The following is a 23,830-nucleotide window of genomic DNA, read 5'->3' as shown; positions in this document are numbered from 1 at the left end:
ATGAACGTTGAGGTGACCCCTCGCTAATTCGGGTAACTTCGGTATTCCGTCCGAGTCCGATTCTAGTCAGGTAGGCCGGAGGACCGGCACGATCGTGCTCGCTCGCGGCCTCAGCCGAAGTAATAGAGCTCGAATCCCACCGCGCGTTCGGCGTCGAATCCCGGTTGCGGTCCGGTCACCATCTCGACCTGCGCCCTCGCCTGCTGCCCCACCGGTACGTCGCTCAGCGCCTCGAGGTAGCGGACGTGCTCGGCCAGCGAGAGCACTGCCCGATCCACCGTGTGGGTGACATCCACCGCGTGAGTGGGTGTCATCGTGTTGACGGCGACCCAGCGGACACCGCGCCACGGCGGCAGCCCCGACTCCCCCAGCTCGGGAAAGATCCATTCGTTCGCGGCATCCGCGGTGGCGTCGAGAACGGAACGGCCGAGTGCGCGGTGGTCCGCACTGTTCAGCTGGCCGGGTCCCCACGTGTCCGCGAAGTTGGCCGTCACCACGAGATCCGGGCGATGACGACGGATCGCCGTCGCGAGGTCGCGGCGGAGTGCGAGACTCTCCACGAGAGTGCCGTCGGGGTACCCGAGGAACTCGACGTCGGTCACTCCCACCACGGCCGCGGAACGTCGCTCCTCCGCCTCCCGCAGCGGGCCCGACTCGGTAGGGTGCAGGCCCGCGATCCCCGCCTCCCCGCGCGTGGCGAGCACGTAGCGGATGTCCTTGCCCTGCTCGGTCCAGCGCGCTACGGCAGCCGCTGCGCCGTATTCGATGTCGTCGGGGTGCGCGACGACGACGAGCCCACGATGCCAGTCCTCGGGTACCGGTTCCATGGGTAGAGCATGCCTGTCAGCTCCGGGTGATGTCCGATTTCTCGCCGGATCCGGACATCGCCTTGATTAACAGGTACACGCCGAACACCACGGCGCTGACCACGAGAATCCAGAACAGACCCTTGACGAGGGCACCGACGACCGCCAATGCGATCCAGATCGCCGCGACCGCCAGAACAATCTTCCAGAACATGATTTCCTCCACTGACGTCTCCCCGATCGATTTCTGCGCCCGACATCTGGTCGACCCCACTTATCGGGTACGCACACCAGCGTGGCACGGCGGAGCGAGTAAATCACCAGGTCAGCGTAAAGATCAGGGAAAGATCAGGGTTCTCCCCCACACGATGTACCGGAAGTCGCCGGACGGTTCGGACGACATCAGCGGTAGCGGCGCACGATGTCGTCGATCTCGCCGAGAGCCACCGCGAGGCCGGTGAGCTTTTCCGTCGCCGACACCAGTTCAGCACGCTCGTACGCCAGTTCGCCGACGGCACTCGTCGTTCCGGGAACGGCGACCTCGGCGGCCGCGGCCACCAGTTCTTCGAACTGGTCGACGCCGTCGTCGAGCTGCGCGGCGGCGGAGGCGATCGCCCGGTGGAGCGATGCGGCCGCGGCCCGGCTCCCCCGGGCGGCGTCCTCCATGGACGTGATGTCGAGGGCGACCGCCTGGAGGGCTGCCCCCGCGGAGCGGGCAGTGGAATGGGTGTCCTCGATGTCCTCGCCGCTGATGCTCCCGGACCGGGACAGCACACCGAGGATGCCGTGCAGTGCCCGTTCGCTGTGCACGAGTCGCTCCATCGGCTCCCGGGCGGCCGAGGACGGCCCCGGAAGCACCCGACGGGCAGGCAGGCCCAGTGGCAACGTCACGGCGTCGAGCTTGCGGAACCGGCTGACCGCCAGCACCGCGGGGACCGCGAACACGACTGCGCCGCCACCGGCCATCAGCAGCGACCACTCCGGTGCGGCCATCAGGGCGAGACCCGCGGCGCCGGTGGCCGAGGATCCGGACACGATGCCGTAGCGCTTGGCGCGGCGCCGGGCGCGCCGCTTCTTCCGCAGCAGCCGTTCCCGGGGGTCACGCCACCGCTGCGCCGCGTCCGCGACGGACTCGCCGGCGTCGCGCAGCGCGCCCTGAATCCCCGCGAGCCCGGACACGACAGTGGCCGACCGGACTGCGCGTCCAGGTCGGCCACCTCGGGTGGAACTCATGCGAATACTGTTCGGCTACTGCGCGGCGCCGGTCTGGCCCGCGGCCGGCGGCTGCTTGTCGAGGTTCGGGCTGGCGGGGGTCGCCGGAGCGTTGACGGCACCGCCGGACGGCAGGGCGTCGCCCTTCATCGAGGCCCGGATCTGCTCGAGCCTGCTGTGCCCGGCCATCTGGATGCTCGCCTGCTGGACCTCCATCATGCGGCCCGACACCGAGTTCTGTGCCAGCTCCGCGGAACCGAGGGCGTCGGCGTAGCGGCGCTCGATCTTGTCGCGCACGGCGTCGAGACTGGGCGTGTTGCCGGGAGCCGAGAGGGTGCTGTCCATCGAGCGCAGCGACTCGCTGACGCGTTCCTGCATCTTGGCCTGCTCCAGCTGGCTGAGCAGCTTGGTGCGCTCCGCGACCTTGGCCTGCAGAGCCATCGCGTTCTGCTCCACGGCCTTCTTCGCCTGCGCGGCGGCCTGCAGGGACTGGTCGTGCAGCGCCTTCAGATCCTCGACCCCCTGCTCGGCGGTGACGAGCTGGGCGGCGAATGCCTCGGCGGCGTTGGTGTACTGGATGGCCTTCTCGGTGTCGCCCGCGGCCTGGGCCTGGTCGGCCAGGTTGACGGCCTGACGGGCGTTGGCGTTGAGCTTCTCCACCTCGTCGAGCTGGCGGCTGAGCTTCATCTCGAGCTGGCGCTGGTTGCCGATGACAGACGCGGCCTGCTGCGACAGGGCCTGGTGCTGGCGCTGCGCATCCTCGATCGCCTGCTGAATCTGAACCTTGGGGTCAGCCTTCTCATCGATCTTGGAATTGAAGAGCGCCATCAGGTACTTCCATCCCTTGACGAAAGGATTAGCCATGGGTTTGATCCTGCCTCCATCTGTTGCGCCGCGCGATGCGCGACCCGATACGCGACCGTCACGCACCGGAACAAGGGCTGCGCCCCGACTGCCTGTCTGACCAACCGCCCACGAGATCGGCGGTCAACTGAAATCTATCGGTTCGGCACGGGCGTTGCTACGCGGCGGCCAGCGCCTGCGCAGGTGCAGGGATGACCACCCGGGTGTCGCGGGCAATGGTCGTCGAACCCGGTCGTGCGCTCGCGGCGGGAGCCTCGGCGGGCGCGGATTCGACCGCATGCCGCTCGGTGCCCGCACGCTTGGCCGAAGAACCGTCGGACAGCGATTCGCTGACGTCGACGAGCACATCGGAGAGTGGGACCTCCAACGCGTCGCAGATCGCCGCCAGGAGCTCACTCGAGGCTTCCTTGCGCCCTCGTTCGACCTCGGACAAGTACCCGAGGCTCACACGAGCACTATTGGAGACCTCACGCAGGGTCCGGCTCTGCGAAACGCGCGTACGCCGAAGACTGTCACCGATTGCCTCACGCAATAGCAGCGCCATCTCGCTCCTCCTTCATCCGTCACCTGTCTCGCCTATCTCAACGCGCGAACAGGACCGATTGGTTCCCGACCTTAGCCTGCGGATGTTTCCTGCACACGATCGAGGAGTCCCGACACGGCGGCGGAAACCGCAGATTTACGGATCTGCCACCGGTCACCGGTCAATCCGAGCTCGCGGACGGTCGTGCCGGACGCCCCGGAAATGCTCAGGAACACGGTGCCGACCGGGTGTCCGTCCTGCATGTCGGGGCCGGCGACACCGGTCAGGCCGACGCCCCAGTCGGCGCCGCAGCGGGCGCGGGCCCCCTCCGCGAGTGCGCGCGCCGTGGACGCGGCGACGGGCCCGTCCGCCGCCAGTCGCGTGGGATCGACCCCGGCGAGGGTGGCCTTCAGGTCGGTGGCGTAGACGACGAGCCCGCCGCGGAGCACGTTGCTGGCGCCGGGCACTCCGGCGATCGTCGCGGTGAGCAGTCCCGCGGTGAGCGATTCCGCGGTGGCCACCGTCTCGCCGCGGGCGGTGAGCACGGCGACGAGGTCACCGGCCCGCGTGCCGTCCACCAGCGGGTCGGTCACGCCCCGGTGCTCGCGTTCGCCTCGACCTTGTGCACCCCGGCCCGTAGACGGACGGCCTGCACGACGTAGTCCAGCCCGGTCACCACCGTCAGCAGCACGGCGGCACCCATGAGAATCCAGCCGGCGACCTCGAACCCGTCGGGCAGCGGCAGCAGATAATAGCCGATCGCGATCGTCTGCACGAGAGTCTTGAGCTTGCCGCCCCTGCCTGCCGGGATGACGGCGTGGCGCAGGACCGCGAACCGGAGCAGCGTGATGCCCAGTTCCCGGACCGCGATCACCGCCGTCACCCACCAGGGCAGGTCTCCGAGAATCGACAGGCCCACGAGGGCCGCTCCGATCAGCGCCTTGTCCGCGATGGGATCGGCGAGCTTGCCGAAATCGGTGACGAGGCCGTACTTGCGGGCGAGTTGCCCGTCGATCCGGTCGGTGATAGCCGCGACCGCGAACACACCGGTGGCGATCAGGCGCCACATCGTCGAGTGTCCGTCGCCGACGAACAGCACGACCAGGAAGACCGGGACCAGCAGGATCCGGAGAATCGTCAGGATGTTCGCGATGTTCAGAAGTGGTACGGCCGTCTCACTCGCGGGTTCCACCGATGGATCCGGGGCCGCCGGTTGGTCGGCGGCCGTCCAATCCTCGCGCTGCGTGCTCATCGCAGCACCGCAGCGTCGAACTGCACCCCGGGACGCAGCGGGGAGTGGGGAGGATTCGTAGGTCGTACCGGCACGTGCCTAAGAATATCGGTACGGCCGTTGGCTAATGTTCACGACATGACTTCTCGGACGCCGGACACCGCCGACAATCAGCTGATCGTGCGGCGAGCACGAACCTCCGACGTACCCGAGATCAAGCGCCTGATCGACATCTACTCCGGCAAGATCCTGCTCGAGAAGAACCTCGTGACCCTGTACGAATCCGTCCAGGAGTTCTGGGTGGCCGAACGCGACGGCAACGTGATCGGTTGTGGCGCAATGCACGTGCTGTGGGCCGACCTCGGCGAGGTGCGCACGATCGCCGTCGATCCGTCGGCCAAGGGCCAGGGTGCGGGACACCACGTGGTGGCCAAGTTGATCGAGGTCGCGCGGGAACTCGAACTCGAGCGTCTCTTCGTTCTCACGTTCGAGGTCGACTTCTTCGGCAAGCACGGATTCGTCGAGATCGACGGCACACCGGTGACCGCCGAGGTCTACGCCGAGATGTGCCGCTCGTACGACACCGGTGTCGCCGAATTCCTCGATCTGAGCTACGTCAAGCCGAACACCCTCGGCAATACCCGAATGCTTCTCACCCTCTGAAGTCTCAGTGGGTGAGACAGAAGTGCCCTGATCCCATTTTTGTTCGACGAACCCGTCCCGAGAGAGCGAGAACATGTCCCTGTTCGTAGTGGAGTACACGTATTCGGCCGATACCGTCGCCGGACGCGACGAGCATCGCCCCGCCCACCGCGCGTGGCTCGGTGAGCTCGCCGAGCGGAAGACCGTTGTGTCATCGGGCCCCTTCGCCGACGGCAGCGGCGCATTCATCATCGTCGACGCCGCCGATGCGGAGACCGTGGAACTGCTCTTCACCCACGACCCGTTCGCCCGCAACGGACTCGTGGCCGCCTCGCGGATCGTCGAATGGGTTCCGGTGCTCGGCGAATTCAGTTCCTGACTCGCCGAGCACCGGACACCCCGAGCACGACGCCCGGCGGAACTACTGCGCCGGCGTCGTGTTCCGCGTCTTGAGAAGGCTGGCGACGGTGGTCACTGCCAGCACACCGAGGATGACGGCGAGGGAGAACACCGTCGACACCTCCGGCACGGCCACGTGCTCGCCGCCGTTGACGAAGCCCAGCGTGTTCTCGTGCAGGGCGTGCAGCACGAGCTTGACGCCGATGAACGCGAGAATGATCGACAGGCCGTACGACAGGTACACCAGGCGGTCCAGCAGGCCGCCGATGAGGAAGTACAGCTGACGCAGACCCATCAGCGCGAACGCGTTGGCCGTGAAGACCAGGTACGGCTCCTGGGTGAGTCCGTAGATCGCGGGAATCGAGTCGAGTGCGAACAGCACGTCGGTGAATCCGATGGCGACCAGCGCGAGCAGCAGCGGCGTCACGACACGCTTGCCGTTGATCCGCGTGACGAGCTTGTCGCCGTCGTAGGTGTCCGTGGTGGGGAGAATCTTCTTCGCGACGGCGACGATCTTGCTGTCGCGTTCCTCCTCCACCTCTTTCTCGTGCCCGTGATCACGTACCAACGTGTACGCGGTGTAGATGAGGAACGCGCCGAACAGGTAGAACACCCAGCTGTAGGCGTTGATCGCCGCGGCCCCGACGCCGATGAAGATTCCGCGCATCACGAGCGCCATCACGATGCCGATCAGCAGTACCTTCTGCTGGTATTCCCGCGGCACCGCGAATGTTCCCATGATGATGACGAATACGAAGAGGTTGTCGACGGACAACGCCTTCTCGGTGACGTAACCGGCGAAATACTCGCCGCCGTACTGACTTCCCCACAACCACATCACGACCAGGCCGAACAGGATCGCGATACCGATGTAGACCGACGACCAGAACGCCGACTCACGGAACGTGGGGGCGTGCGGTGTGCGCACGTGCGCGAAGAAGTCGAAGACGAACAGTCCGAGAATCACCACACAGGTGATGACCCAGACCAGCGGTGACACATGCATGAACACAGACCTCCGGTAGACCTAGCGGGTACCGGAGGTCTCTCCCGCCGCGCCGGAACCCTGTGTCCGAGCGACCGACAGCCCCGGATCGGCAATGGTGCCGATCGTGTTGACGATGCTGTCACAGAGGTGGGGATACTCCCCTCCAATTCGGTGACCATTCAATCACACTGCGCGAGAATCGCCCATTTCGGACACGCGCACCGCGCCCTACTCCTGGTCGGGCGGCGCCTCGCTCGGGTCGCCGCCCCGGATCGACCACAGCAGACCGTCGAGTTCCTCGGGCTTGATGAGCACGTCGCGGGCTTTCGAGCCCTCACTGGGGCCCACCACTCCCCTGGTCTCCATCAGGTCCATCAGGCGGCCGGCCTTGGCGAAACCGACACGCAGCTTGCGCTGCAGCATCGACGTGGACCCGAACTGGCTGGAGACGACGAGTTCCACCGCCTGCAGCAGCACGTCCATGTCGTCGCCGATGTCGGGATCGACGTCCTTCTTCTCCCCGACCTTGGCGGCGGTGACGCCCTCGGTGTACTCCGGCTCCGCCTGATTCTTGCTGAAATCGACGACCGCGGAGATCTCTTCGTCGGTGATGAACGCGCCCTGCAGGCGGGTCGGCTTGCCTGCGCCCATCGGCAGGAACAGCCCGTCACCCATACCGATCAGCTTCTCGGCGCCGGGCTGGTCCAGGATGACCCGGGAGTCGGTCAGGGACGACGTCGCGAAGGCGAGCCGTGACGGCACATTGGTCTTGATCAGACCCGTCACGACATCCACCGACGGCCTCTGTGTGGCCAGCACCAGGTGGATACCGGCGGCGCGCGCCTTCTGGGTGATCCGCACGATCGCGTCCTCGACGTCGCGCGGCGCGGTCATCATGAGGTCCGCGAGCTCGTCGACGATGGCGAGGATGTACGGATACGGCCGGTAGACCCGTTCGCTGCCGAGCGGCGCGGTAATCTCACCCGACTTCACCTTGGAGTTGAAGTCGTCGATGTGACGCACCCGGTTGGCCTGCATGTCCTGATACCGCTGTTCCATCTCCTCCACCAGCCAGGCCAGCGCGGCCGCGGCCTTCTTCGGCTGGGTGATGATGGGCGTGATGAGGTGCGGAATGCCCTCGTAGGGCGTCAACTCCACCATCTTGGGGTCGATGAGGATCATCCGCACTTCGTCGGGTGTCGCACGGGACAGCAGCGACACCAGCATCGAGTTCACGAAGCTCGACTTACCGGAACCGGTGGAACCGGCCACGAGCAGGTGCGGCATCTTCGCGAGGTTGGCGCTGACGAAGTCGCCCTCGATGTCCTTGCCGAGACCGATCACCAGCGGGTGGTGGTCCTTGCGGGTGCTCGGGGCGGTGAGCACGTCGGCGAGGCGCACCATCTCGCGGTCGGAGTTGGGGACCTCGATGCCGACCGCGGACTTGCCAGGGATCGGCGCGAGCAGGCGCACGTTGTCGGTGGCGACGGCGTAGGCGATGTTGCGGGCGAGCGCAGTGATCTTCTCGACCTTCACACCCGGTCCGAGCTCCACCTCGTAGCGGGTGACGGTCGGGCCGCGGGTGAATCCGGTGACGGCCGCATCGATCTTGAACTGCTCGAGGACCTCGGTGATGGCCTCGATCATCGCGTCGTTTGCGGAACTGCGCTTCTTCGGCGGATCGCCCTCGATGAGCAGCGACGTCGGGGGCAGCGTGTAATCACCCTCGACCACCCGGTCGGTCACGAACTTGTCGACGTCGGGCAGCGGTTCCGGTTCGGGCTCCGGCTTGGGGGCGACGACCGGCTTGGCCTTGGCACGCGCCGGTTTCGGCGCAGGCGCCGGCACGGGATCCGTCGCGGGCTCGGTCTCCCACAGCCCGAGCACCTCCGTCTTCGCGGTATCGCTGACGTCGTACTCGTCAGTGGGATAGTTGTCGGCCGGAACACCCCGGCCCCCGGTCGTGTAGTCGTCGACCGGGTAGCCGTCGGCGTCGAACAGCGTGGGGTCGTATTCGCCGTCCTCGTAGTACTCGCTGTCGTAGTCGGCGTAGTGGTCGCGGCCGAACGACGTCCCGAAGTACGACTGCAGCTTGCCGGGCACCTCCCGGACCGTGGTTCCGGTCAGCAACAGCACACCGAACAGTGCCGCCATAAGCAGCAGCGGCGCGGCGAGCCATACGGTCAGGCCGTCCGTCAGCGGACCTCCCGCCGCGTACCCGACGAATCCGGCGCCGCGGGTCCTGCCCTCGGCGTCGGTGGGCGAACCGGTCGCGATGTGCCAGAGCCCGAGAGCGGGCAGACCGACCAGCAGCGACCCCAGGACCAGCCTCGGCCGGATCTCGGGTTTCGGCTCGGTCCTTATCAGGATCACCGCGACGGCGACGCCGATCAGGGGCAGGACGCCGGACGCGCCACCGAACACGGCACGGACTCCGGTCTCAAGCCACTCGCCCACCGGACCGCCCGCGGAGAACCAGATTCCGCAGGCGACCACGACGCTGATCGCGATCAGCCCGAGCGCGATGCCGTCGCGTCGGTGGCCCTGTTCGATCTCGGCTGCCTTGCCCACGGTGCGGGTGGTGACCCCGACGCCCTTGGCCATCAGCGACCAGCCGGCACCGATTCCCCTGCCCACCGACTTGAGGGGGCCGGATGTAGACGATTTCTTTGAGGTGGACTTACGCGGAGTGCTGACCGTCCGGGTCGTACGGGACTTCGGCTTGGACGGGGTCGAGCCGCCTCGCACGCCCGTCCTCGCCGTGGACGTCGTCGTGCTCGAACCGCGGGCGCTCGCCTTACCTGCCATGGCTCTCAGATTAGTCGCTACGGCACCTTCCGGACCATCCGCAACACCCGTAACACGGGGAGACCTGCGGCGAAATGCCCTCAGAACCCTCGGTCGAGGGAGGTCACGGCCTCGATGTCGGCGGTCTCACCATCGGTCTCGATCCGTACCTGGTCCCGGCCGAACGCGTGCAGGGCGAGTTCCGACGGTTCACCACGCAGGATCACCCGGCCGGTGCCTGCCTTGCGCACGGTGGCCTGCTCTCCGGACGGCCGCTCGAGCACCACCGTCACCGGGGAGTGCCGGTAGCCGAGCTTTCCGACCTTGCGTGCGAGTCCCCACAGCGCATCCTGGCGTTTGCCGGGCAGGACCCGCGGTTCCCATCCGTCGTGGGCGCGGCGCACGTCCTCGTGATGGACGAACATCTCCCCCAGGTTCACCTGTGCGTCCACCCAGTACATCGGCGACCACATCGGCGGACCCGACCGGACCTCGTCCAGCAGGCGGCTCCACGGACGTTTCGCCGTCTCGTTCTGGACGTGTTCCGTGTAGCCGGCGAGCCGACCCACGACGATGCCGGGGGCAGCGTCGAGGCGTCGTTCGCGCACGATCAGGTGGGCGGCCAGGTCCCGGTTGGTCCACGTCCCGCAGAGGGTCGGGGCGTCGGGACCGAATTCGGCCATCGAGTCGACGAGGGCGAGGCGTTCATCTCGGGCGAAGGTCACCCGACCGAATCTACCTGCCGGAGAACTACTTGCCCTCGGCCGACGGCACCGCGATGACGGTCGGGACGATCATCGGCCGGCGACGGTACTTGTCCGCCACCCATTTGCCGACGACGCGCCGGATCGCCTGGGCGATGCGGTGAGCGTCGTTGATGCCCTCGGTGGCCAGTCGCAGGAGTTCCGCCTCGACCAGCTGAGCCGCATCCTTGAGGGCCGTGGGGTCGTCGGAGAATCCGCGTCCGGACACCTCGGGGGTGCTGACCGCACGACCGGTGTGGTCGTCGATGACGACGTTGATGGCGATGAACCCGCCCTCACCCAGGACCAGCCGGTCCGACAGCGTGGAGTCGCCGACATCGCCGACGGACAGTCCGTCGACGTAGACGTGCCCGACGGGAACCTGCCCGACGATCTCGGCGAGACCGTCGACCATGTCGACCACCACGCCGTCCTCGGCGAGCACGATCCGGTCCTCCGGCACGCCGGTGGCCTTCGCGAGAGCGGCGTTGGCACGCAGGTGACGCCATTCGCCGTGGACCGGCATGGCGTTGGTGGGCCGGACCGCGTTGTACAGGTACAGGAGCTCGCCCGCCGACGCGTGACCGGAGACGTGCACCTTCGCGCTCTGCTGGGTGACGACGGTGGCACCGCGCTTGGCGAGTCCGTTGACGACGGCGAACACGGAGTTCTCGTTGCCCGGGATCAGCGAGGACGCCAGCACGACGAGGTCGTTGGCCCGGATGTTGATCTGCCGGTGCTCACCGCGGGCCATCCGCGACAACGCCGACAGCGGTTCACCCTGCGACCCCGTGGAGATGAGGACGAGCCGGTCGTCGGGCAGGTTGGCCGCGGTGTCGATGTCGACCACCAGGCCGTCCGGCACGGTCAGGTATCCGAGATCCTGTGCGATCTGCATGTTGCGGACCATCGACCGGCCCACGAACGCGACCCGCCGGTTGTACCGGTGGGCGACGTCGACCACCTGCTGGATGCGGTGTACGTGGCTGGCGAAGGAGGCCACGATCACGCGCTGTTTGGCCTTGCCGATGACGTTGTCGAGCACTCCCCCGATCTCACGCTCGGGGGTGACGAATCCCGGCACCTCCGCATTGGTGGAGTCGACGAGGAACAGGTCGACGCCCTCGTCGCCGAGACGGGAGAAGCCGGCGAGGTCGGTGAGCCTGCCGTCGAGCGGGAGCTGGTCGAGCTTGATGTCACCGGTGTGCAGCACGACGCCGGCGTCGGTCCGGATCGCGACGGCGATGGCGTCGGGGATCGAGTGGTTGACGGCGAAGTACTCGCACTGGAACGGACCGTGATCGGTGCGCTGCCCCTCGACGACCTCGACGAGGTTGGGGCGCTGGCGGTGCTCACGGCACTTGGCAGCGACGAGCGCGAGCGTGAACCGCGAACCCACCACGGGCAGATCCGGCCGCAGGCGCAGCAGGAACGGGATGGCACCGATGTGGTCCTCGTGGCCGTGCGTGAGGACCACTGCCTCGACGTCGGCCATCCGGTCCTCGATGTGCCGGAAGTCCGGGAGGATCAGGTCGACACCCGGCTGCTGGTCTTCTGGGAACAGCACACCGCAGTCGACGATGAGCAGCTTGCCCTGGTGCTCGAAGACGGTCATGTTGCGACCGATCTCGCCGATGCCGCCGAGAGCCACCACCCGCAGACCCTTGAACGGAGCCTTCGGCGGGGCACCGAGCCGGGCTGTCGGATCGACCGACGCCGGCCGCGTGTCCTGACGCTTGTTGCCGCCTCCGCGCCTGCCGGAGCGGGACGACGACTTGTTGGCGGCGCCGCCCTTCGTGGAGGAGGTCTTCACGGGCGCAGACTTGGCCTGCTCCGACTTCGGAGCCGACGGCTGGTCGGCGACGACGGGCGCCGACTTCGGCGGCTCGGCGACAACCGGCGGCACGATGGCCGGGGGCGCCGACTTCGGCGGCTCGCTTGCGGTGGGGGAAGGGGGACCGGCCTGACGGCTGGCACTGCGACGACGAGGCGGTCGGGTCACGCGAGCACCCCCGCAGCGTGCAGATCGGCGGCCAACAGGTCGAGCTGATCGTGGGTGGGTGCCACCTGCGGCAACCGGGGTTCGCCGACGTCCAGGCCGATCAGGCGCAGACCCGCCTTCGACGCGCTGACGCCGCCGAGACGCGCCACCGAGCGGATGACCGGGATCAGGCTGAGGTTGATCGCGCGGGCGCGGGCGATGTCTCCGGCCGCAAACGCCGTGTGCAGTTCGCGCAACCGGCCGGGCACGAGGTGCCCGATGACGCTGACGAATCCCGTTGCGCCCACCGACAACCACGGCAGGTTGAGTGGATCGTCACCCGAGTAGAACTGGAGGTCCGTCGTGCCGATCAACTCGGCGCCTGCGTTGAGGTCGCCCTTGGCGTCCTTGACCGCGACGATGCGCGGGTTCTCGGCGAGGCGCCGGATGGTCTCGGTCTCGATGGGGACCACGGAGCGGGGTGGAATGTCGTAGAGCATGACCGGAAGGTCGGTGGCGTTGGCGACGGCGGTGAAATGGGCGAACAATCCGGCCTGCGGCGGACGCGAGTAGTAGGGGGTGACGACGAGGAGGCCCTGCGCGCCCGCGCGGGCGGCGTCACGGGCGAGTTCGACACTGTGCGCGGTGTCGTTGCTGCCCGCGCCGGCGATGATCTTCGCGCGGTTGCCCACCGCGTCGATCACTGCCCGGAGCAGCTCGAGCTTCTCATTCTCGGTGGTCGTCGGCGACTCACCGGTCGTACCGGCGAGGACGAGGGAGTCGCACCCGTTGTCGACGAGGTACGCCGCGAGGCGGACACCGGCGTCGACGTCCAGCTTTCCGTCCGAGGTGAACGGCGTCACCATCGCTGTGGACACGGTGCCGAACGGGCGCTCGACGGGAGAAGCGGAATCACCGTAGGTCATGGTCAGAAGGCTACCCGGTGACCCAGGTACTTTTGCACACCAGTCACGCGTCGGCGGAAAACGTGCTCCGCGCCACCTCCGTGCCGTCACCCCAGACCAGTACCTCGAAGTCGCCGAAGACATTCGGCGCTGCCGCCTGCAGCTGCCTCAGGCACTCGACCGCGACGCGGCGAATCTCCACGTCGGCGTGCTCGGTGGCGCGCATCGAGACGAAGTGCCGCCACGCCCGGTAATTGCCGGTGACCACCACGCGGGTCTCCGTGGCGTTGGGCAGGACGGCCCTCGCCGCCTGCCTCGCCTGCTTGTTGCGCAGCGGCACGCTGGAGGTGTCCGCCAGTTTCGTTTCGAGTGCCTCGAGGAGTTCGCCGTACGCCGCCCGGCTCGCGTCGGTGGCCTTCGCGAACAGCTCCTCGAGTTCCGGGTCGCCCGCGATCGCGGGGGGGACGACGACGTTGCCGTCGTTCTCGCGCACGAAGCGCTGCGACAGCTGCGAGTAGGAGAAGTGGCGGTGCCGGATCAACTCGTGGGTGCAGGACCGGGAGATGCCGGTGATGTAGAAGCTGACCGTGCCGTGTTCGAGGACCGACTCGTGCCCGACCTCAAGCAGATGGCGCAGATATCCGGCGTTCGTCGCGGTGCGGGGGTTGGGTTTGGACCAGCTCTGGTAGCACGCCCGGCCCGCGAACTCCGCCAGCGCTTCGCCGCCGTCGGCGTCGGTCTCCCACGGAATGTCCGCCGGCGGAAAGAACTCCGTCTTCGCGACGAGTTGCACCCTGAGCGGCACGGTCTGCGGCACTGCGCTGTTCCTCCTACCGAACTCCCTGGTGGGGAGTCCCTCCTGAATGCATCGACCCTAGTCGCAGCGGTGATCGGGGTCTCGGCGTGCCCCGTTCCGGCAACGGCCCGGTTCCCGTGCGTTCACCCGCGCGTGTCAGTCTCGACTCGCCCACACTTTCGGTGGCGCCGCAGATTCGCGAGGGAGACTTCCTGTGCAGTACCGGACCGGCCGCGCACGCCGTCGTGATCGCAGTTCTCGGGACAGCGGTTCTCGGGGCCGCTCCCCCGGCGTTCGCCGGACCGCCCGCGACGGGACCGTCGGTCGCCGGTAGTCCGGCACAGCCCGTGACGGCGCAGCGCTCACTCGGGCTCGAGGGTGCCCGAAACGCCCGTGACATCGGTGGATACCCGACGGCAGACGGTGCCGTCGTCCGCTCCGGTCTGGTGTTCCGCACGGACGCGCTGGACAGGCTGACCCCGCGCGACCTCGCGCAACTCGACGCGTCGAATGTGACGATCGTCGACGACCTCCGCACGACGTTCGAGCGGGCGCTCGCGCCGGACCGGCTTCCGGCCGGAGCAGCCGGGAACTGGTACGACGTGCTCGGGCAGTCACCGATCACCACTCTGGTCGACATGCCCGCCGCCTACCGCGCCTTCGTGACGGGACCGGGTGCGAACGAGGCGTTCTCGGCGGTTCTGCACGACATCGCAGCGGCCGACGGCGCCGTGATCTACCACTGCAGCGCAGGCAAGGACCGCACCGGCTGGACGACGGCCGTGCTGCTCACCGTCCTCGGGGTTCCGCGGGACACGGTGAGAGCGGACTATCTGCTCAGCAACACCTACCGCGGCGCCGATCCGGAGCATCCCGGACTGGACGGCGTCGACCAGGCGTGGCTCGACATCGCGTTCGACACGGCCGTCGCCACCTACGGCAGCTTCGACGCCTACGTGTCGGAGGGGTTGAAGTTGTCCGAGGGAGACATCGCCCAGCTGAAGTCACGACTGCTTGACTGACGTCACTTATGACGCCATGCTGGCGTCATGGACCTCGGCAACTACGTCTCCCGGCTGCAAGACGACCTGAATGCGGCAGCCGCACTCGGCGACGAGCAGACGCGGGCGACCGCGTCGGCGCTCGCCGCCGCGGTCGAACCCGCCGCCCGGCTCCTCCTGCTCTCGGCGCTCACCGATTTCGCGGGTGAAGTGTCGTCCGAGCTGGGTAATCGCACCGTCGGTGTGCGTCTGAACGGCAGCGAGGTCGCGGTCGACGTGCATCGCACCCCCACCGCGCCCGGGCCGGACGGGGACGGAACGACCACAGCCGAGGACATCGGTGCCGCCTTCGATGACGTCACCGGTGACATCAGCCGCGTCACTCTGCGCCTGATGGATCAGATCAAGTCGAAGGCCGAGGAGGCCGCCTCGCAGAACGGGGTGTCGCTCAATTCCTGGGTGTCGCAGGCGGTCCAGGGCGCACTCAAGGACCAGATGCGCCGCAGCGGCAGAGACAATTTCTGAGCACCGGCATACTCACTCCACACGCCCGTCGGCGGCGGTGATGTAATTACGTCGCATCAGCCACACGGTGAGAGTCGCCACGGGCTCGAAGGAGCGAAGAACATGGCCGTTTCCGGCGTCAAGGAATTCGAGATCAAGGCCGATCCGGCCACGGTGATGGCCGCGATCGCTGCGGTGGATCGCCTGCCCGAGTGGTCCTCGGCCCACAAGTCGGTCACCATCGAGAGCACACACGACGACGGCCGCCCCCATCGAGTCCGGATGAGCGTCTCCATCCTCGGGATCAGCGACGAGCAGGTCGTCGACTACACGTTCGAGGGCGACGACACCGTGTCGTGGCATCTCGTCGAGAGCGGCCAGCAGAACGCCCAGGACGGCTCGTACGTCCTCACCGAGTCCGGCGCAGGCACCAAGGTCACGTTCGAGTTGACGGTCGACCCGAAGATCCCGCTGCCCGGGTTCCTCGTGAAGAAGGCGCAGAAGACGGCGCTCGAGACCGCGAGCAAGGGCCTGACGAAGTTCGTCGAGAGCCTGTAGTTCCTCACTCTCCTCGCGGCCGCGCCGCCGCGGCCGCGAGGAGAGCACCGAGGTTGCCGCGATCGTCCACCCGGATGTCGTCCAGACCCAACCACGTTGCCATTCTTCGCAGTTCCGGGAGCAGCGCCTCCACCACACGCCCCGGATTCCGGTCGGGTTCCACGAACGCAGATCGCACCGCGAGCGTTCCCGACGCACGGTCGGCCTTGAGATCGACCCTCGCGACCAGTTCACCGTTCAGCAGGAACGGATAGACGTAGTACCCGTGGACACGTTTGTGCGCGGGGGTATAGATCTCGAGGCGGTACCGGAAGTCGAATATCCGCTCGGTCCGGGGACGGCAGAAGACCAGCGGATCGAACGGGCACAACAGCGCCGACCCCTCCACCTTCCGGGGAACCCGGACGTCGCGGTGAACGAATGCCGGCGCATCCCAGCCGCGGACTCCCACCCGTTCCAGCACCCCGTCCTCGACGAGTTCCCCGATGGCCGAGGCGGTCTGCGCCGGCGACAGTCGGTAGTAGTCACGGAGATCGGGTTCGGTGGCCACACCGAGGGCCCGCGCGGACCGCTGCACGAGGCCGCGGACGGCGTCCTCCTCCGAGACTTCCTCGGCGAGTATCGCTTTCGGCAGCACCCGTTCACTCAGGTCGTAGTGACGGGTGAAGGCGACCCGCTTGTCCACCGCCAGCGCACCGGACGCGAACAGTTGCTCGCACACCACTTTGGTGTCGCTGCGATCCCACCACGGCCCCTTGCGGTCCGGCCGGTCGACCTCGAGGTGTTTCTCCACGTCGCTCGCGCTGCACGCACCGACGGCGCCGATCACGTCGAGCACGTCGGCGGCGAGCGTGGGACTGCGGTCGAGTACGCGGGATTCACCGGACCAGCGACCGTGCCGGTACCGGTGCATCCGCCAGCGCATCAGCGGCCAGTCCTCGACGGGGATGAACGCCGCCTCATGGGCCCAGTACTCCGCCAGCATCCGGGGTGCGCGGGCGGAATGCGACCACGCCGCCGAATCGACCAGCCCGCGGTCGTAGACACCGAGACGGCTGAACAGCGGGACGTAGTGGGCGCGCACCGCCACCGACACCGAGTCGATCTGGAACAGCCGCACCCGGTCGAGGACCGAACGGACGTGCCTGCGCGTCGGCGCCCCGGCCGGTTTCCGGTCGGCGAACCCCTGCGCCCAGAGCGCCGATCTCCGGGCCGCGGCTGCGGTCATCTCACGCATGCCCGCAGCCTGCCATCAACCACCGACACAACTCCCGGCCGCGACCGTCAGGCGTCCTCGGCCAGCGTCACCGCGACCGTCGCACCGAGTTCGTAGCACCGCTCCCGTGCGCTCGCGTCGAGCGATCCGGTCAGTTCCAGGATCTCGGCCACCTGCGTGAGTGCCAACCCGGTCACGATCTTCTGCACCGATGTCACGGCCCCGGCGGTGTCGTTGTTGCCGTGCACCCAGAGCCCGTAGGGGCGGCCGGCGACCGCGTCGAGGCACGGGTAGTAGACGGTGTCGAAGAAATGCTTCAGCGCACCGGACATGTAGCCGAAGTTGGCGGACGTTCCGAACAGGAACCCGTCGGCTGCCAGGACGTCGGGCACGGTTGCGCCGAGAGCGGGGATCGACTTCACCTCGACGCCGTCGATGTCGGGATCGCGCGCGCCTTTCAGCACGGCTTCGAGGCACTCACGGGTCACCGGCGACGGCGTGTGGTGGACGACGAGTAGTGACTTCACAGTCGTCAGCGTACGACCGGGCCCGTTTCCTACCGGCCGGGCTCGCCTTCCCGTTCGACGCGTTCGAGTTCCACGGCCCGTTTCATCGTCTCCCGGGCCCTGCCGCGGTCGCCGGCGTAGTCGTAGGCGCGGGCGAGGCGGTAGGAGTTCCGCCAGTTGTCCGGGTCTGCTTCCCATTCGGATTTGACCTGATGGAACAGTGCGTCGGCGGCATCCCGGTCGATGCGGCCCGAGGGGCGCTTCGGCAGATCGCTGACATCCAGTTCGAGCCCCTCGTCGGCTATGCGGCGGGACAGATGCTGATGCTGGAATCCGGCACGCAGCGTGGCGTAGACGATCCAGGCGCCCAGGAACGGAAGGATCAGGACGCCGACACCCAGGCCGATCGCGGCTGCTCCGCCGTCCTGGATCAGCTCGATCCCGCGTTGGCCGAGAAGGACGAAGTAGAACGCCAGCGCCGCGACCAGCAGTCCGATCGTGACGACGGTCTTGGCCGAGCCGTCCTTCACAGGTCGAGAAGGGGGTCGATACCGACGGTCAGGCCGGGACGGGAGCCGATCTCCCGTACCCCGAGCAGGACGCCGGGGGCGAAGGAATTGCGATCGATCGAATCGTGCCGGATGGTCAGCGTCTCGCCCTGCGTGCCGAGGATGACCTCCTGATGGGCGACGAGACCTGCCAGCCGCACGGAATGCACCCGCACGCCGTCCACGTCGGCGCCGCGCGCACCCTCCAGTTCGGTGGTCGTGGCGTCGGGGCTCGGTCCCACGCCCGCCGTGCGGCGTGCCGCCGAGATGAGCGCGGCGGTGCGGTAGGCGGTGCCGGACGGCGCGTCCGCCTTGTTAGGGTGGTGCAACTCGATGACCTCGACGGAATCGAAGAACCGTGCCGCCGCCTCGGCGAAGCGCATGGAGAGAACGGCACCGATCGCGAAGTTCGGGGCGATCAGGACACCCACCTCGGGCCGCTCCGACACCCACGACCGCACCGTGTCGAGCCGGGCGTCGTCGAATCCCGTCGTGCCCACGACAGCATGAATACCGTTGGACACGAGGAACTTCAGGTTGTCCATCACCACGTCGGGGTGGGTGAAGTCGACGACGACCTGCGTGCCGGCCTCGACGAACGTCTCCAGTCGGTCGCCGTGATCGACCTCCGCGACGAGTTCGAGGTCCGGTGCCTGCTCCACCGCCTCGCAGATCGCTCGGCCGACCTTGCCCTTGGCCCCGAGAACCCCGACCCTGATGGGTGCTGCTGCGCTCACTTCTCCACGCTCCGTCCAGTCACAACGATTCGCCCGAAAGCCTACGCAATCGCCGGGTGCCGACCGGTGCGCAGGGGCGGGGCGGGAGACCTGCGTCTCGCCGTCAGACGCGGCCGGCCTCGTACTCGGGGTGCCAGTGCGGTGATCGGCCGAGCAGCGACAGCACGGTGTCGAAATCGGCGGAGTCGGGGTCGGTCGGCAGGCCGGAAGCGAACGCGGCCCCCTCGCGCATCCGGTCCGCCCCGTCCGGGACGAGTCGTGCGATCGGGAGAACCGCGGCCACCATGCCGGATTCGGGCGCGAAGTCGAACCCGAGTGACCGGGCGACGTCCCACGAATGGACGATGTAGTCGAGGAAGTGGAACCCGACGGCCGTGGGTGCGGGAAACCGGAACTCGGTGCTGATCTCCGGCAACCAGAACTGCTGCTCCCCGATGCCGTCCCGGGCGAAGGCCTCGATGACGGTGTGGGCCGCCGAGCGGTACGCGGCAACGGGATCCGCCGCCACGTGCGGCCGCCACTTCGACAGGTCGGGACCGCCGCCCGCGGCCGCTGCGGCGAACCCCAGGTGCTGCACGGTCATGTGGGCGAGCAGTTCCCCGAGAGTCCACTGCGCACACGGGGTCGCGCGCTGCAGATCGTCGCGGGTCACCTGCGACACGAACTCCACACTCGATTGCACGGCGCGGACATCCCAGCGCCGGACCTCGTCCACATCCATCGTCGACACCTCGTCCTCGACTCGAATTTATATGCGTTCGCTTATCATCTACCTCTGCATATGATCGGTCAAGGTGTATTTTCTGCGATATGCCCAGCCTCGACCCGACCAACGGACAGCACGAACGCACTCGTCCCGACCTCGCGGCGATGACGACCGCTCTGAACCGTTCGCTGGTGGCGGCGGAACTCCCCGTGCTCGCGGAGCACGGACTCACCATGTGGGGATACGTCGTGCTCCTGGCACTCGACGAGCACCCGCTGCGAACCCAGGCCGCGCTCGCGGAAGCAATCGGAGCCGACAAGACCAGGATCATCGGCGTGCTCGACGACCTGCAGGACAGTGGCCTGATCGACCGTCAGCGCGATCCCGCGGACCGCCGGGCCCGCCTGCTGTCGCTGACCCCGGACGGGCACGACGTGCGCGCCTCGGCACAGGCGGCGATCCGGCGGGGCGAGGAGCGGCTCCTGGCCAGGTTGCCGGAGCGCGACCGCGAGGGATTCGTGTCCGCGCTGATCGCGCTGTCGGCACTGCCGGTCGACGACGTCACCGGGTGCCCGGGCGACTCCGCCTGACGGAATTGCTGCCGGTTGGCCTCAGCCCTGCAGCAGCGCGTCCACGGCCTTGCCGATCCGGCGTTGCCGGGTCTCGTCCGTCTTGGCACCCTCGATCGAGAGCACGTGCCGGCGCTGGTTGCTGTACGACAGTGCGTCGAACGCCCTTCTCGCGTCCGGTTGCCGGTCGAGCGCCTCGGCGAAGTCGGGCGGAACCGTGACGACCCTGGGTTCGGTGTCGAGTTCGACGGCGACGTCCACCTCGTCACCTGCCGCCACGCCCGCACCTGCCCTGTTCTCGGCGCTGAGCGGAATCATGAACGCGCCACCCATCAGCGCGACCGTGGTGCGGTAGGTGTGACCACCGATCGTGACCCGGACCGCGGGGCGCTTACCCGACCCCAGTTCCGCGACGACGTCCTCGGGGATCCGGAAACCGGTCGCGGTCTTGCCGCCCAGCTCGATGGTGGTGCGAAACCTCAAGGGCAGAATTCTGCCCGCGACCGGCCCGCCGGGTCAGTCGAACACGATGATCTGCCGGATCGCCTTGCCGTCGGCGAGTTCGTCCATGCCGCGGTTGATGTCGTCGAGCGTGATGCGGGAGGAGATGAGCTTCTCCACGGGGAGCTTCCCGGCGCGCCACAGGTCCTCGTAGATCGGGATGTCCCGCGACGGCACCGCCGACCCGAGGTAGCTGCCGATGATGGTGCGGGCCTCGGCCACCAGAGTGAGCGGGGAGATCGACGACCGCGCGTCGGGCGACGGCAAACCGACGGTGATCGTCTTGCCACCGGGAGCGGTCGCGCGAACAGCCGACTCGAATGCGCGCGCGTTGCCGGCCGCCTCGATGACGATGGGTGCCCGGACACCGGCTTCCTCGAGCTCCGCCGGGGTGTAGACGGCCGTTGCGCCGAGTTCGCGTGCGGTCTGCAGCTTCTCGGGAACGGCATCGACGCCGATGACCTCGCCGGCGCCCCTGGAGACCGCCGTCAGGATCGCGGCCATCCCCACTCCACCGAGCCCGACGACCATCACGGCCTGGCCGGGTTGCGGATCGCCCGCGTTGAGGACGGCACCGCCGCCGGTGAGGACGGCGCATCCGAGGACGGCCGCCACATCGGCGGGGACGTCGTCGCCGACGGGGACGACCGAGCGGCGGTTGACGACCGCGTGCGTCGCGAATCCGGACACCCCGAGGTGGTGGTGCACGGTGTCGCCGCCGCGGTGCAGTCGCACTCCCCCGTCGAGCAGGGTTCCGTCGTTGTTGGCACCGGTGCCGGGCACGCACGGCATCCGGCCGTCGGTGGCGCAGCCCTCACACTCCCCGCAGCGAGGGAGGAACGTCATAACGACGCGCTGTCCGACCGTGACGTCGTCGACTCCGGCTCCGAGTTGGGTGATCCGCCCCGCGGCCTCGTGCCCGAGCAGCATCGGGACCGGGCGCACCCGGTTGCCGTCGACGACGGACAGGTCGGAATGGCACAGGCCCGCCGCCTCGATCCGGACGAGGATCTCGCCCTCGCCGGGCTCGTCGAGGTCGAGTTCGGAGATCGAGATCGGCGCCGACTCGGCGAACGGGCGGGTTCTCCCGATCTCCTCGAGTACCGCTCCACGGATCTTCATCTCGGGCTTCTCCTCTGGTTTCGGCGAATCCTCGTTACCGGACGATGCCGCGCACCGAGGCCGGCAGGTCACGCTTGCGACGATACGGTCCGACGACGGCGGCGCCGAACGGGCGCTGCAGCAGCACTCGCGCGACGTCGCGCACCTCGTCGGTGGTGACCGCGTCGATCTTGCTCAGGGTTTCGGTGATGCTGCGGTGATTGCCGTAGTTGAGCTCACTGCGGCCGATGCGGTGCATCCGGGAGCCCGAATCCTCCAGTCCCAGAACCAGTCCGCCCCGCAGCGATCCCTTGGCGCGGGCGCACTCGGCGTCGGTGATGCCGTCGGCTGCCACGTTCGACAGCACCTCCCGGATCACTGTGGTGACCTCGCCGAGGTTCTCCGGCTGGCACCCGGCGTAGATCGAGAACGCACCCGTGTCGGAGAACGTGTCGATGCCCGAGTACACGGAATACGCCAGGCCGCGGATCTCGCGCACTTCCTGGAAGAGCCGGGAACTGAGTCCGCCACCGACCGCGGCGTTGAGCACCGACAGCGCCCAGCGGTGCGACTCGTGCCGCCCGAACGCGCGCACCCCGAGGGAGAGGTGGACCTGTTCGCTGTCCCTGTTGGTCAGGCTGAGGGTCGGCTCGGCCCGCAGGCGCAGGGTGCCTGCGCGTCGCGGGGCGGGTTCGGACGCCGAGTCGAGGTGCCCGGCGAAGGCGCGCCGGACCAGCTCGACCGTCGGTTCGTGCTCCACGTTGCCGGCGACGGCCACCACCATGCGCGGTGGCGTGTAGCGCCGCACGTGGAAGGAGTGGAGTTGGGTGCGGGTCATCGATTCGATGGATTCGACGCTGCCGATGACCGGCCTGCCGACGGGATGGTCGCCGTAGAGCGCGGTCAGGAACGCGTCGCCGAGGAGGTCTTCCGGGTCGTCGTCGCGCATCGAGATCTCTTCGAGGACCACCTGGCGTTCCACGTCGACGTCGGCGGACCGGCAGCGGCCCCGAAGGACGACGTCACTGACGAGGTCGATGGCGAGGGGCAGGTCGTCGTCGAGCACGTGCGCGTAGAAGCAGGTGTGTTCCTTGGACGTGAACGCGTTGAGCTCGCCGCCGACGCCGTCCATCACCTGCGCGATGTCGAGGGCGCTGCGCGACGGCGTGGCCTTGAACAGGAGGTGCTCGAGGAAGTGCGCGGCCCCGGCGACGGTGGGCTGCTCGTCACGGGATCCGACACCCACCCAGACGCCCACGGATGCGGATCGGACACCGGGAACGTATTCGGTGACCACCCGAAGCCCGCCGGGGAGCACGGTGCGCCGGACGCCGGCATCCGGCTCGTGGAGGGTCGGCGCTTGGGTCAGTGCGGCAGTGCGGCTGCGATCGATCTTGGCCATGTAGTGGTTCAGCAGTCCTCGAAAGCTGGGCGTCGTCGAACGGCAAACTTTACACGCGGCACGTGGCCGTCGGTCACCAGCGTCGGCGATGTGGTTGCGAGCCCGATCAGCTCGCTTTTCCTGAGGACGGCCACAGCGCGAACAACACGATCCTCTGCGTTGTGTCCCGGGTTGCGACGAACCACGTGAACCACTCACCTGTGCCGTGGCGAGAACAGTTGGACGCCGGAGTCAGAGCCCAGGTCAGCGTGGAGCCTCGCCGTACCGGAGGTCGGTCGCGGCCAGCACCGCGATGCGCTCGGTGCGCTGGCCCGGCCGGATCATCTCCCGCGCCTCCAGCCCCCGCACGACGCGGATCGTCCGGCGGCGCAGTTTGGCGTTGAGCCAGGTACTGATCGCGGCCCGGCGCGACACGTCGACCGCCGTCACCCACCCCGCGCCCGCCGCGCACGCCTCGACGCTCAACACGCCTGTGCCACAGCAGAGATCGAGCACGCGGGTGCCCGGTCCGAGATCTCGGGCCGCCAGCACCTCGGCGAGCAGCCAGGTGTCACGCTGGGGGCGATACACCCCGGGCAGACGAACGAGCATGATCGGCTCCCTC

The 23,830-nt window shown here is 68.1% G+C and carries 28 protein-coding genes; 6 read left to right on the top strand and 22 right to left on the bottom strand.

All coding sequences use genetic code 11. The features are described 5' to 3' along the window. Positions 1–110: 110 nt before the first annotated feature. From RHA1_RS33035 to pgsA, 7 genes are all read right to left on the bottom strand, one after another. Positions 111–827, bottom strand: coding sequence for a PIG-L deacetylase family protein (locus tag RHA1_RS33035; RefSeq protein ID WP_009480016.1), 717 nt, complete (start codon positions 825–827; stop codon positions 111–113). A 16-nt stretch (positions 828–843) separates the two neighbouring features. Beyond that, positions 844–1,020, bottom strand: a complete 177-nt coding sequence (locus tag RHA1_RS50705; RefSeq protein ID WP_007296377.1) for a hypothetical protein — start codon at positions 1,018–1,020, stop codon at positions 844–846. A gap of 188 nt (positions 1,021–1,208) precedes the next feature. Beyond that, on the bottom strand, positions 1,209–2,039 hold the full coding sequence (gene pspM / locus RHA1_RS33025; protein WP_011598559.1) for a phage shock envelope stress response protein PspM: 831 nt from the start codon (positions 2,037–2,039) through the stop codon (positions 1,209–1,211). 15 nt (positions 2,040–2,054) lie between these two features. Further along, a complete protein-coding gene (locus RHA1_RS33020; RefSeq protein ID WP_011598558.1) occupies positions 2,055–2,882 on the bottom strand; it encodes a PspA/IM30 family protein in 828 nt (275 codons plus the stop codon). Positions 2,883–3,039: 157 nt separating this feature from the next. Beyond that, entirely contained in the window at positions 3,040–3,426 is a 387-nt protein-coding gene (locus RHA1_RS33015; protein ID WP_009480013.1) for a helix-turn-helix domain-containing protein, read from the bottom strand. Positions 3,427–3,497: 71 nt separating this feature from the next. After that, positions 3,498–3,998, bottom strand: coding sequence for a CinA family protein (locus RHA1_RS33010; RefSeq protein ID WP_011598557.1), 501 nt, complete (start codon positions 3,996–3,998; stop codon positions 3,498–3,500). Continuing rightward, a complete protein-coding gene (pgsA, locus tag RHA1_RS33005) occupies positions 3,995–4,657 on the bottom strand; it encodes a CDP-diacylglycerol--glycerol-3-phosphate 3-phosphatidyltransferase (protein ID WP_016880118.1) in 663 nt (220 codons plus the stop codon). The genes RHA1_RS33010 and pgsA overlap by 4 nt, the downstream gene beginning before the upstream one ends. 117 nt (positions 4,658–4,774) lie before the next feature. Between pgsA and RHA1_RS33000 the strand changes: the two genes are divergently transcribed. Together RHA1_RS33000 and RHA1_RS32995 are read left to right on the top strand one after the other, a co-directional pair. Continuing rightward, positions 4,775–5,299, top strand: coding sequence for an amino-acid N-acetyltransferase (locus tag RHA1_RS33000; RefSeq protein ID WP_005240737.1), 525 nt, complete (start codon positions 4,775–4,777; stop codon positions 5,297–5,299). A gap of 73 nt (positions 5,300–5,372) precedes the next feature. Next, the gene (locus RHA1_RS32995; protein WP_009480009.1) at positions 5,373–5,657 is read left to right on the top strand and encodes a YciI family protein; all 285 of its coding nucleotides are present in this window, start codon (positions 5,373–5,375) and stop codon (positions 5,655–5,657) included. Positions 5,658–5,699: 42 nt separating this feature from the next. Here the strand turns inward: RHA1_RS32995 and RHA1_RS32990 are convergent, their stop codons facing one another. The 6 genes from RHA1_RS32990 to thyX all read right to left on the bottom strand — a co-directional run bounded on the left by RHA1_RS32990 (position 5,700) and on the right by thyX (position 13,898). Further along, the gene (locus tag RHA1_RS32990) at positions 5,700–6,683 is read right to left on the bottom strand and encodes a TerC family protein (RefSeq protein ID WP_009480008.1); all 984 of its coding nucleotides are present in this window, start codon (positions 6,681–6,683) and stop codon (positions 5,700–5,702) included. Between the two features lie 210 nt (positions 6,684–6,893). Continuing rightward, positions 6,894–9,473: a DNA translocase FtsK gene (locus tag RHA1_RS32985; RefSeq protein WP_011598556.1), complete on the bottom strand. Its 2,580-nt coding sequence runs from the start codon at positions 9,471–9,473 to the stop codon at positions 6,894–6,896. An 80-nt stretch (positions 9,474–9,553) separates the two neighbouring features. Continuing rightward, positions 9,554–10,177, bottom strand: a complete 624-nt coding sequence (locus RHA1_RS32980) for a TIGR03085 family metal-binding protein (RefSeq protein ID WP_011598555.1) — start codon at positions 10,175–10,177, stop codon at positions 9,554–9,556. 25 nt (positions 10,178–10,202) lie between these two features. Continuing rightward, positions 10,203–12,197 carry an RNase J family beta-CASP ribonuclease gene (locus RHA1_RS32975; protein ID WP_011598554.1) on the bottom strand — a complete coding sequence of 665 codons (1,995 nt, stop codon included), beginning with the start codon at positions 12,195–12,197 and terminating at the stop codon, positions 10,203–10,205. Next, positions 12,194–13,102, bottom strand: coding sequence for a 4-hydroxy-tetrahydrodipicolinate synthase (gene dapA / locus RHA1_RS32970; protein WP_005261164.1), 909 nt, complete (start codon positions 13,100–13,102; stop codon positions 12,194–12,196). The genes RHA1_RS32975 and dapA overlap by 4 nt, the downstream gene beginning before the upstream one ends. 43 nt (positions 13,103–13,145) lie before the next feature. Then, on the bottom strand, positions 13,146–13,898 hold the full coding sequence (thyX, locus tag RHA1_RS32965) for an FAD-dependent thymidylate synthase (protein ID WP_009480003.1): 753 nt from the start codon (positions 13,896–13,898) through the stop codon (positions 13,146–13,148). 86 nt (positions 13,899–13,984) lie between these two features. On the opposite strand from thyX, the gene RHA1_RS32960 reads away from it, so the two are divergent. The 3 genes from RHA1_RS32960 (at position 13,985) to RHA1_RS32950 (ending at position 15,940) form a co-directional block, all read left to right on the top strand. Next, positions 13,985–14,899 carry a tyrosine-protein phosphatase gene (locus RHA1_RS32960; protein ID WP_011598553.1) on the top strand — a complete coding sequence of 305 codons (915 nt, stop codon included), beginning with the start codon at positions 13,985–13,987 and terminating at the stop codon, positions 14,897–14,899. Between the two features lie 27 nt (positions 14,900–14,926). After that, entirely contained in the window at positions 14,927–15,403 is a 477-nt protein-coding gene (locus RHA1_RS32955; RefSeq protein WP_011598552.1) for a toxin-antitoxin system HicB family antitoxin, read from the top strand. Between the two features lie 102 nt (positions 15,404–15,505). Further along, a complete protein-coding gene (locus RHA1_RS32950; RefSeq protein ID WP_005240727.1) occupies positions 15,506–15,940 on the top strand; it encodes an SRPBCC family protein in 435 nt (144 codons plus the stop codon). 4 nt (positions 15,941–15,944) lie between these two features. On the opposite strand, the gene RHA1_RS32945 is transcribed toward RHA1_RS32950, so the two are convergent. From RHA1_RS32945 to RHA1_RS32925, 5 genes are all read right to left on the bottom strand, one after another. Then, on the bottom strand, positions 15,945–17,177 hold the full coding sequence (locus RHA1_RS32945; RefSeq protein ID WP_011598551.1) for a winged helix-turn-helix domain-containing protein: 1,233 nt from the start codon (positions 17,175–17,177) through the stop codon (positions 15,945–15,947). A 47-nt stretch (positions 17,178–17,224) separates the two neighbouring features. After that, positions 17,225–17,683 carry a flavodoxin family protein gene (locus RHA1_RS32940; RefSeq protein WP_009479998.1) on the bottom strand — a complete coding sequence of 153 codons (459 nt, stop codon included), beginning with the start codon at positions 17,681–17,683 and terminating at the stop codon, positions 17,225–17,227. Positions 17,684–17,712: 29 nt separating this feature from the next. Further along, positions 17,713–18,192, bottom strand: coding sequence for a hypothetical protein (locus RHA1_RS32935; protein WP_011598550.1), 480 nt, complete (start codon positions 18,190–18,192; stop codon positions 17,713–17,715). Continuing rightward, positions 18,189–18,947 carry a 4-hydroxy-tetrahydrodipicolinate reductase gene (gene dapB, locus RHA1_RS32930; RefSeq protein WP_009479996.1) on the bottom strand — a complete coding sequence of 253 codons (759 nt, stop codon included), beginning with the start codon at positions 18,945–18,947 and terminating at the stop codon, positions 18,189–18,191. Before dapB ends, RHA1_RS32935 begins: the two co-directional genes overlap by 4 nt. Before the next feature lie 103 nt (positions 18,948–19,050). Continuing rightward, complete coding sequence (locus RHA1_RS32925; protein WP_011598549.1) at positions 19,051–19,668, bottom strand: TIGR03086 family metal-binding protein; 618 nt, start codon at positions 19,666–19,668, stop codon at positions 19,051–19,053. 89 nt (positions 19,669–19,757) lie between these two features. On the opposite strand from RHA1_RS32925, the gene RHA1_RS32920 reads away from it, so the two are divergent. Beyond that, positions 19,758–20,243 (top strand): MarR family winged helix-turn-helix transcriptional regulator, encoded by a 486-nt coding sequence (locus RHA1_RS32920; RefSeq protein ID WP_009479994.1) that lies wholly within the window; start codon positions 19,758–19,760, stop codon positions 20,241–20,243. A gap of 21 nt (positions 20,244–20,264) precedes the next feature. On the opposite strand, the gene RHA1_RS32915 is transcribed toward RHA1_RS32920, so the two are convergent. From RHA1_RS32915 to RHA1_RS32900, 4 genes are all read right to left on the bottom strand, one after another. Continuing rightward, positions 20,265–20,705: a YdeI/OmpD-associated family protein gene (locus tag RHA1_RS32915; protein WP_011598548.1), complete on the bottom strand. Its 441-nt coding sequence runs from the start codon at positions 20,703–20,705 to the stop codon at positions 20,265–20,267. Between the two features lie 33 nt (positions 20,706–20,738). Beyond that, complete coding sequence (locus RHA1_RS32910; RefSeq protein ID WP_009479992.1) at positions 20,739–21,845, bottom strand: zinc-binding dehydrogenase; 1,107 nt, start codon at positions 21,843–21,845, stop codon at positions 20,739–20,741. A 34-nt stretch (positions 21,846–21,879) separates the two neighbouring features. Further along, positions 21,880–23,226, bottom strand: a complete 1,347-nt coding sequence (locus tag RHA1_RS32905; protein WP_029537472.1) for a M16 family metallopeptidase — start codon at positions 23,224–23,226, stop codon at positions 21,880–21,882. Between the two features lie 243 nt (positions 23,227–23,469). Then, the gene (locus RHA1_RS32900) at positions 23,470–23,817 is read right to left on the bottom strand and encodes an RsmD family RNA methyltransferase (RefSeq protein ID WP_011598546.1); all 348 of its coding nucleotides are present in this window, start codon (positions 23,815–23,817) and stop codon (positions 23,470–23,472) included. Positions 23,818–23,830 lie beyond the last annotated feature (13 nt).

Origin of the sequence: Rhodococcus jostii RHA1, assembly GCF_000014565.1 — a bacterium.
Classification (GTDB): Bacteria; Actinomycetota; Actinomycetes; order Mycobacteriales; family Mycobacteriaceae; genus Rhodococcus_F; species Rhodococcus_F jostii_A.
Note: the sequence above shows the minus strand (reverse complement) of the source record. Positions and strands in the feature narration are given on the sequence as shown.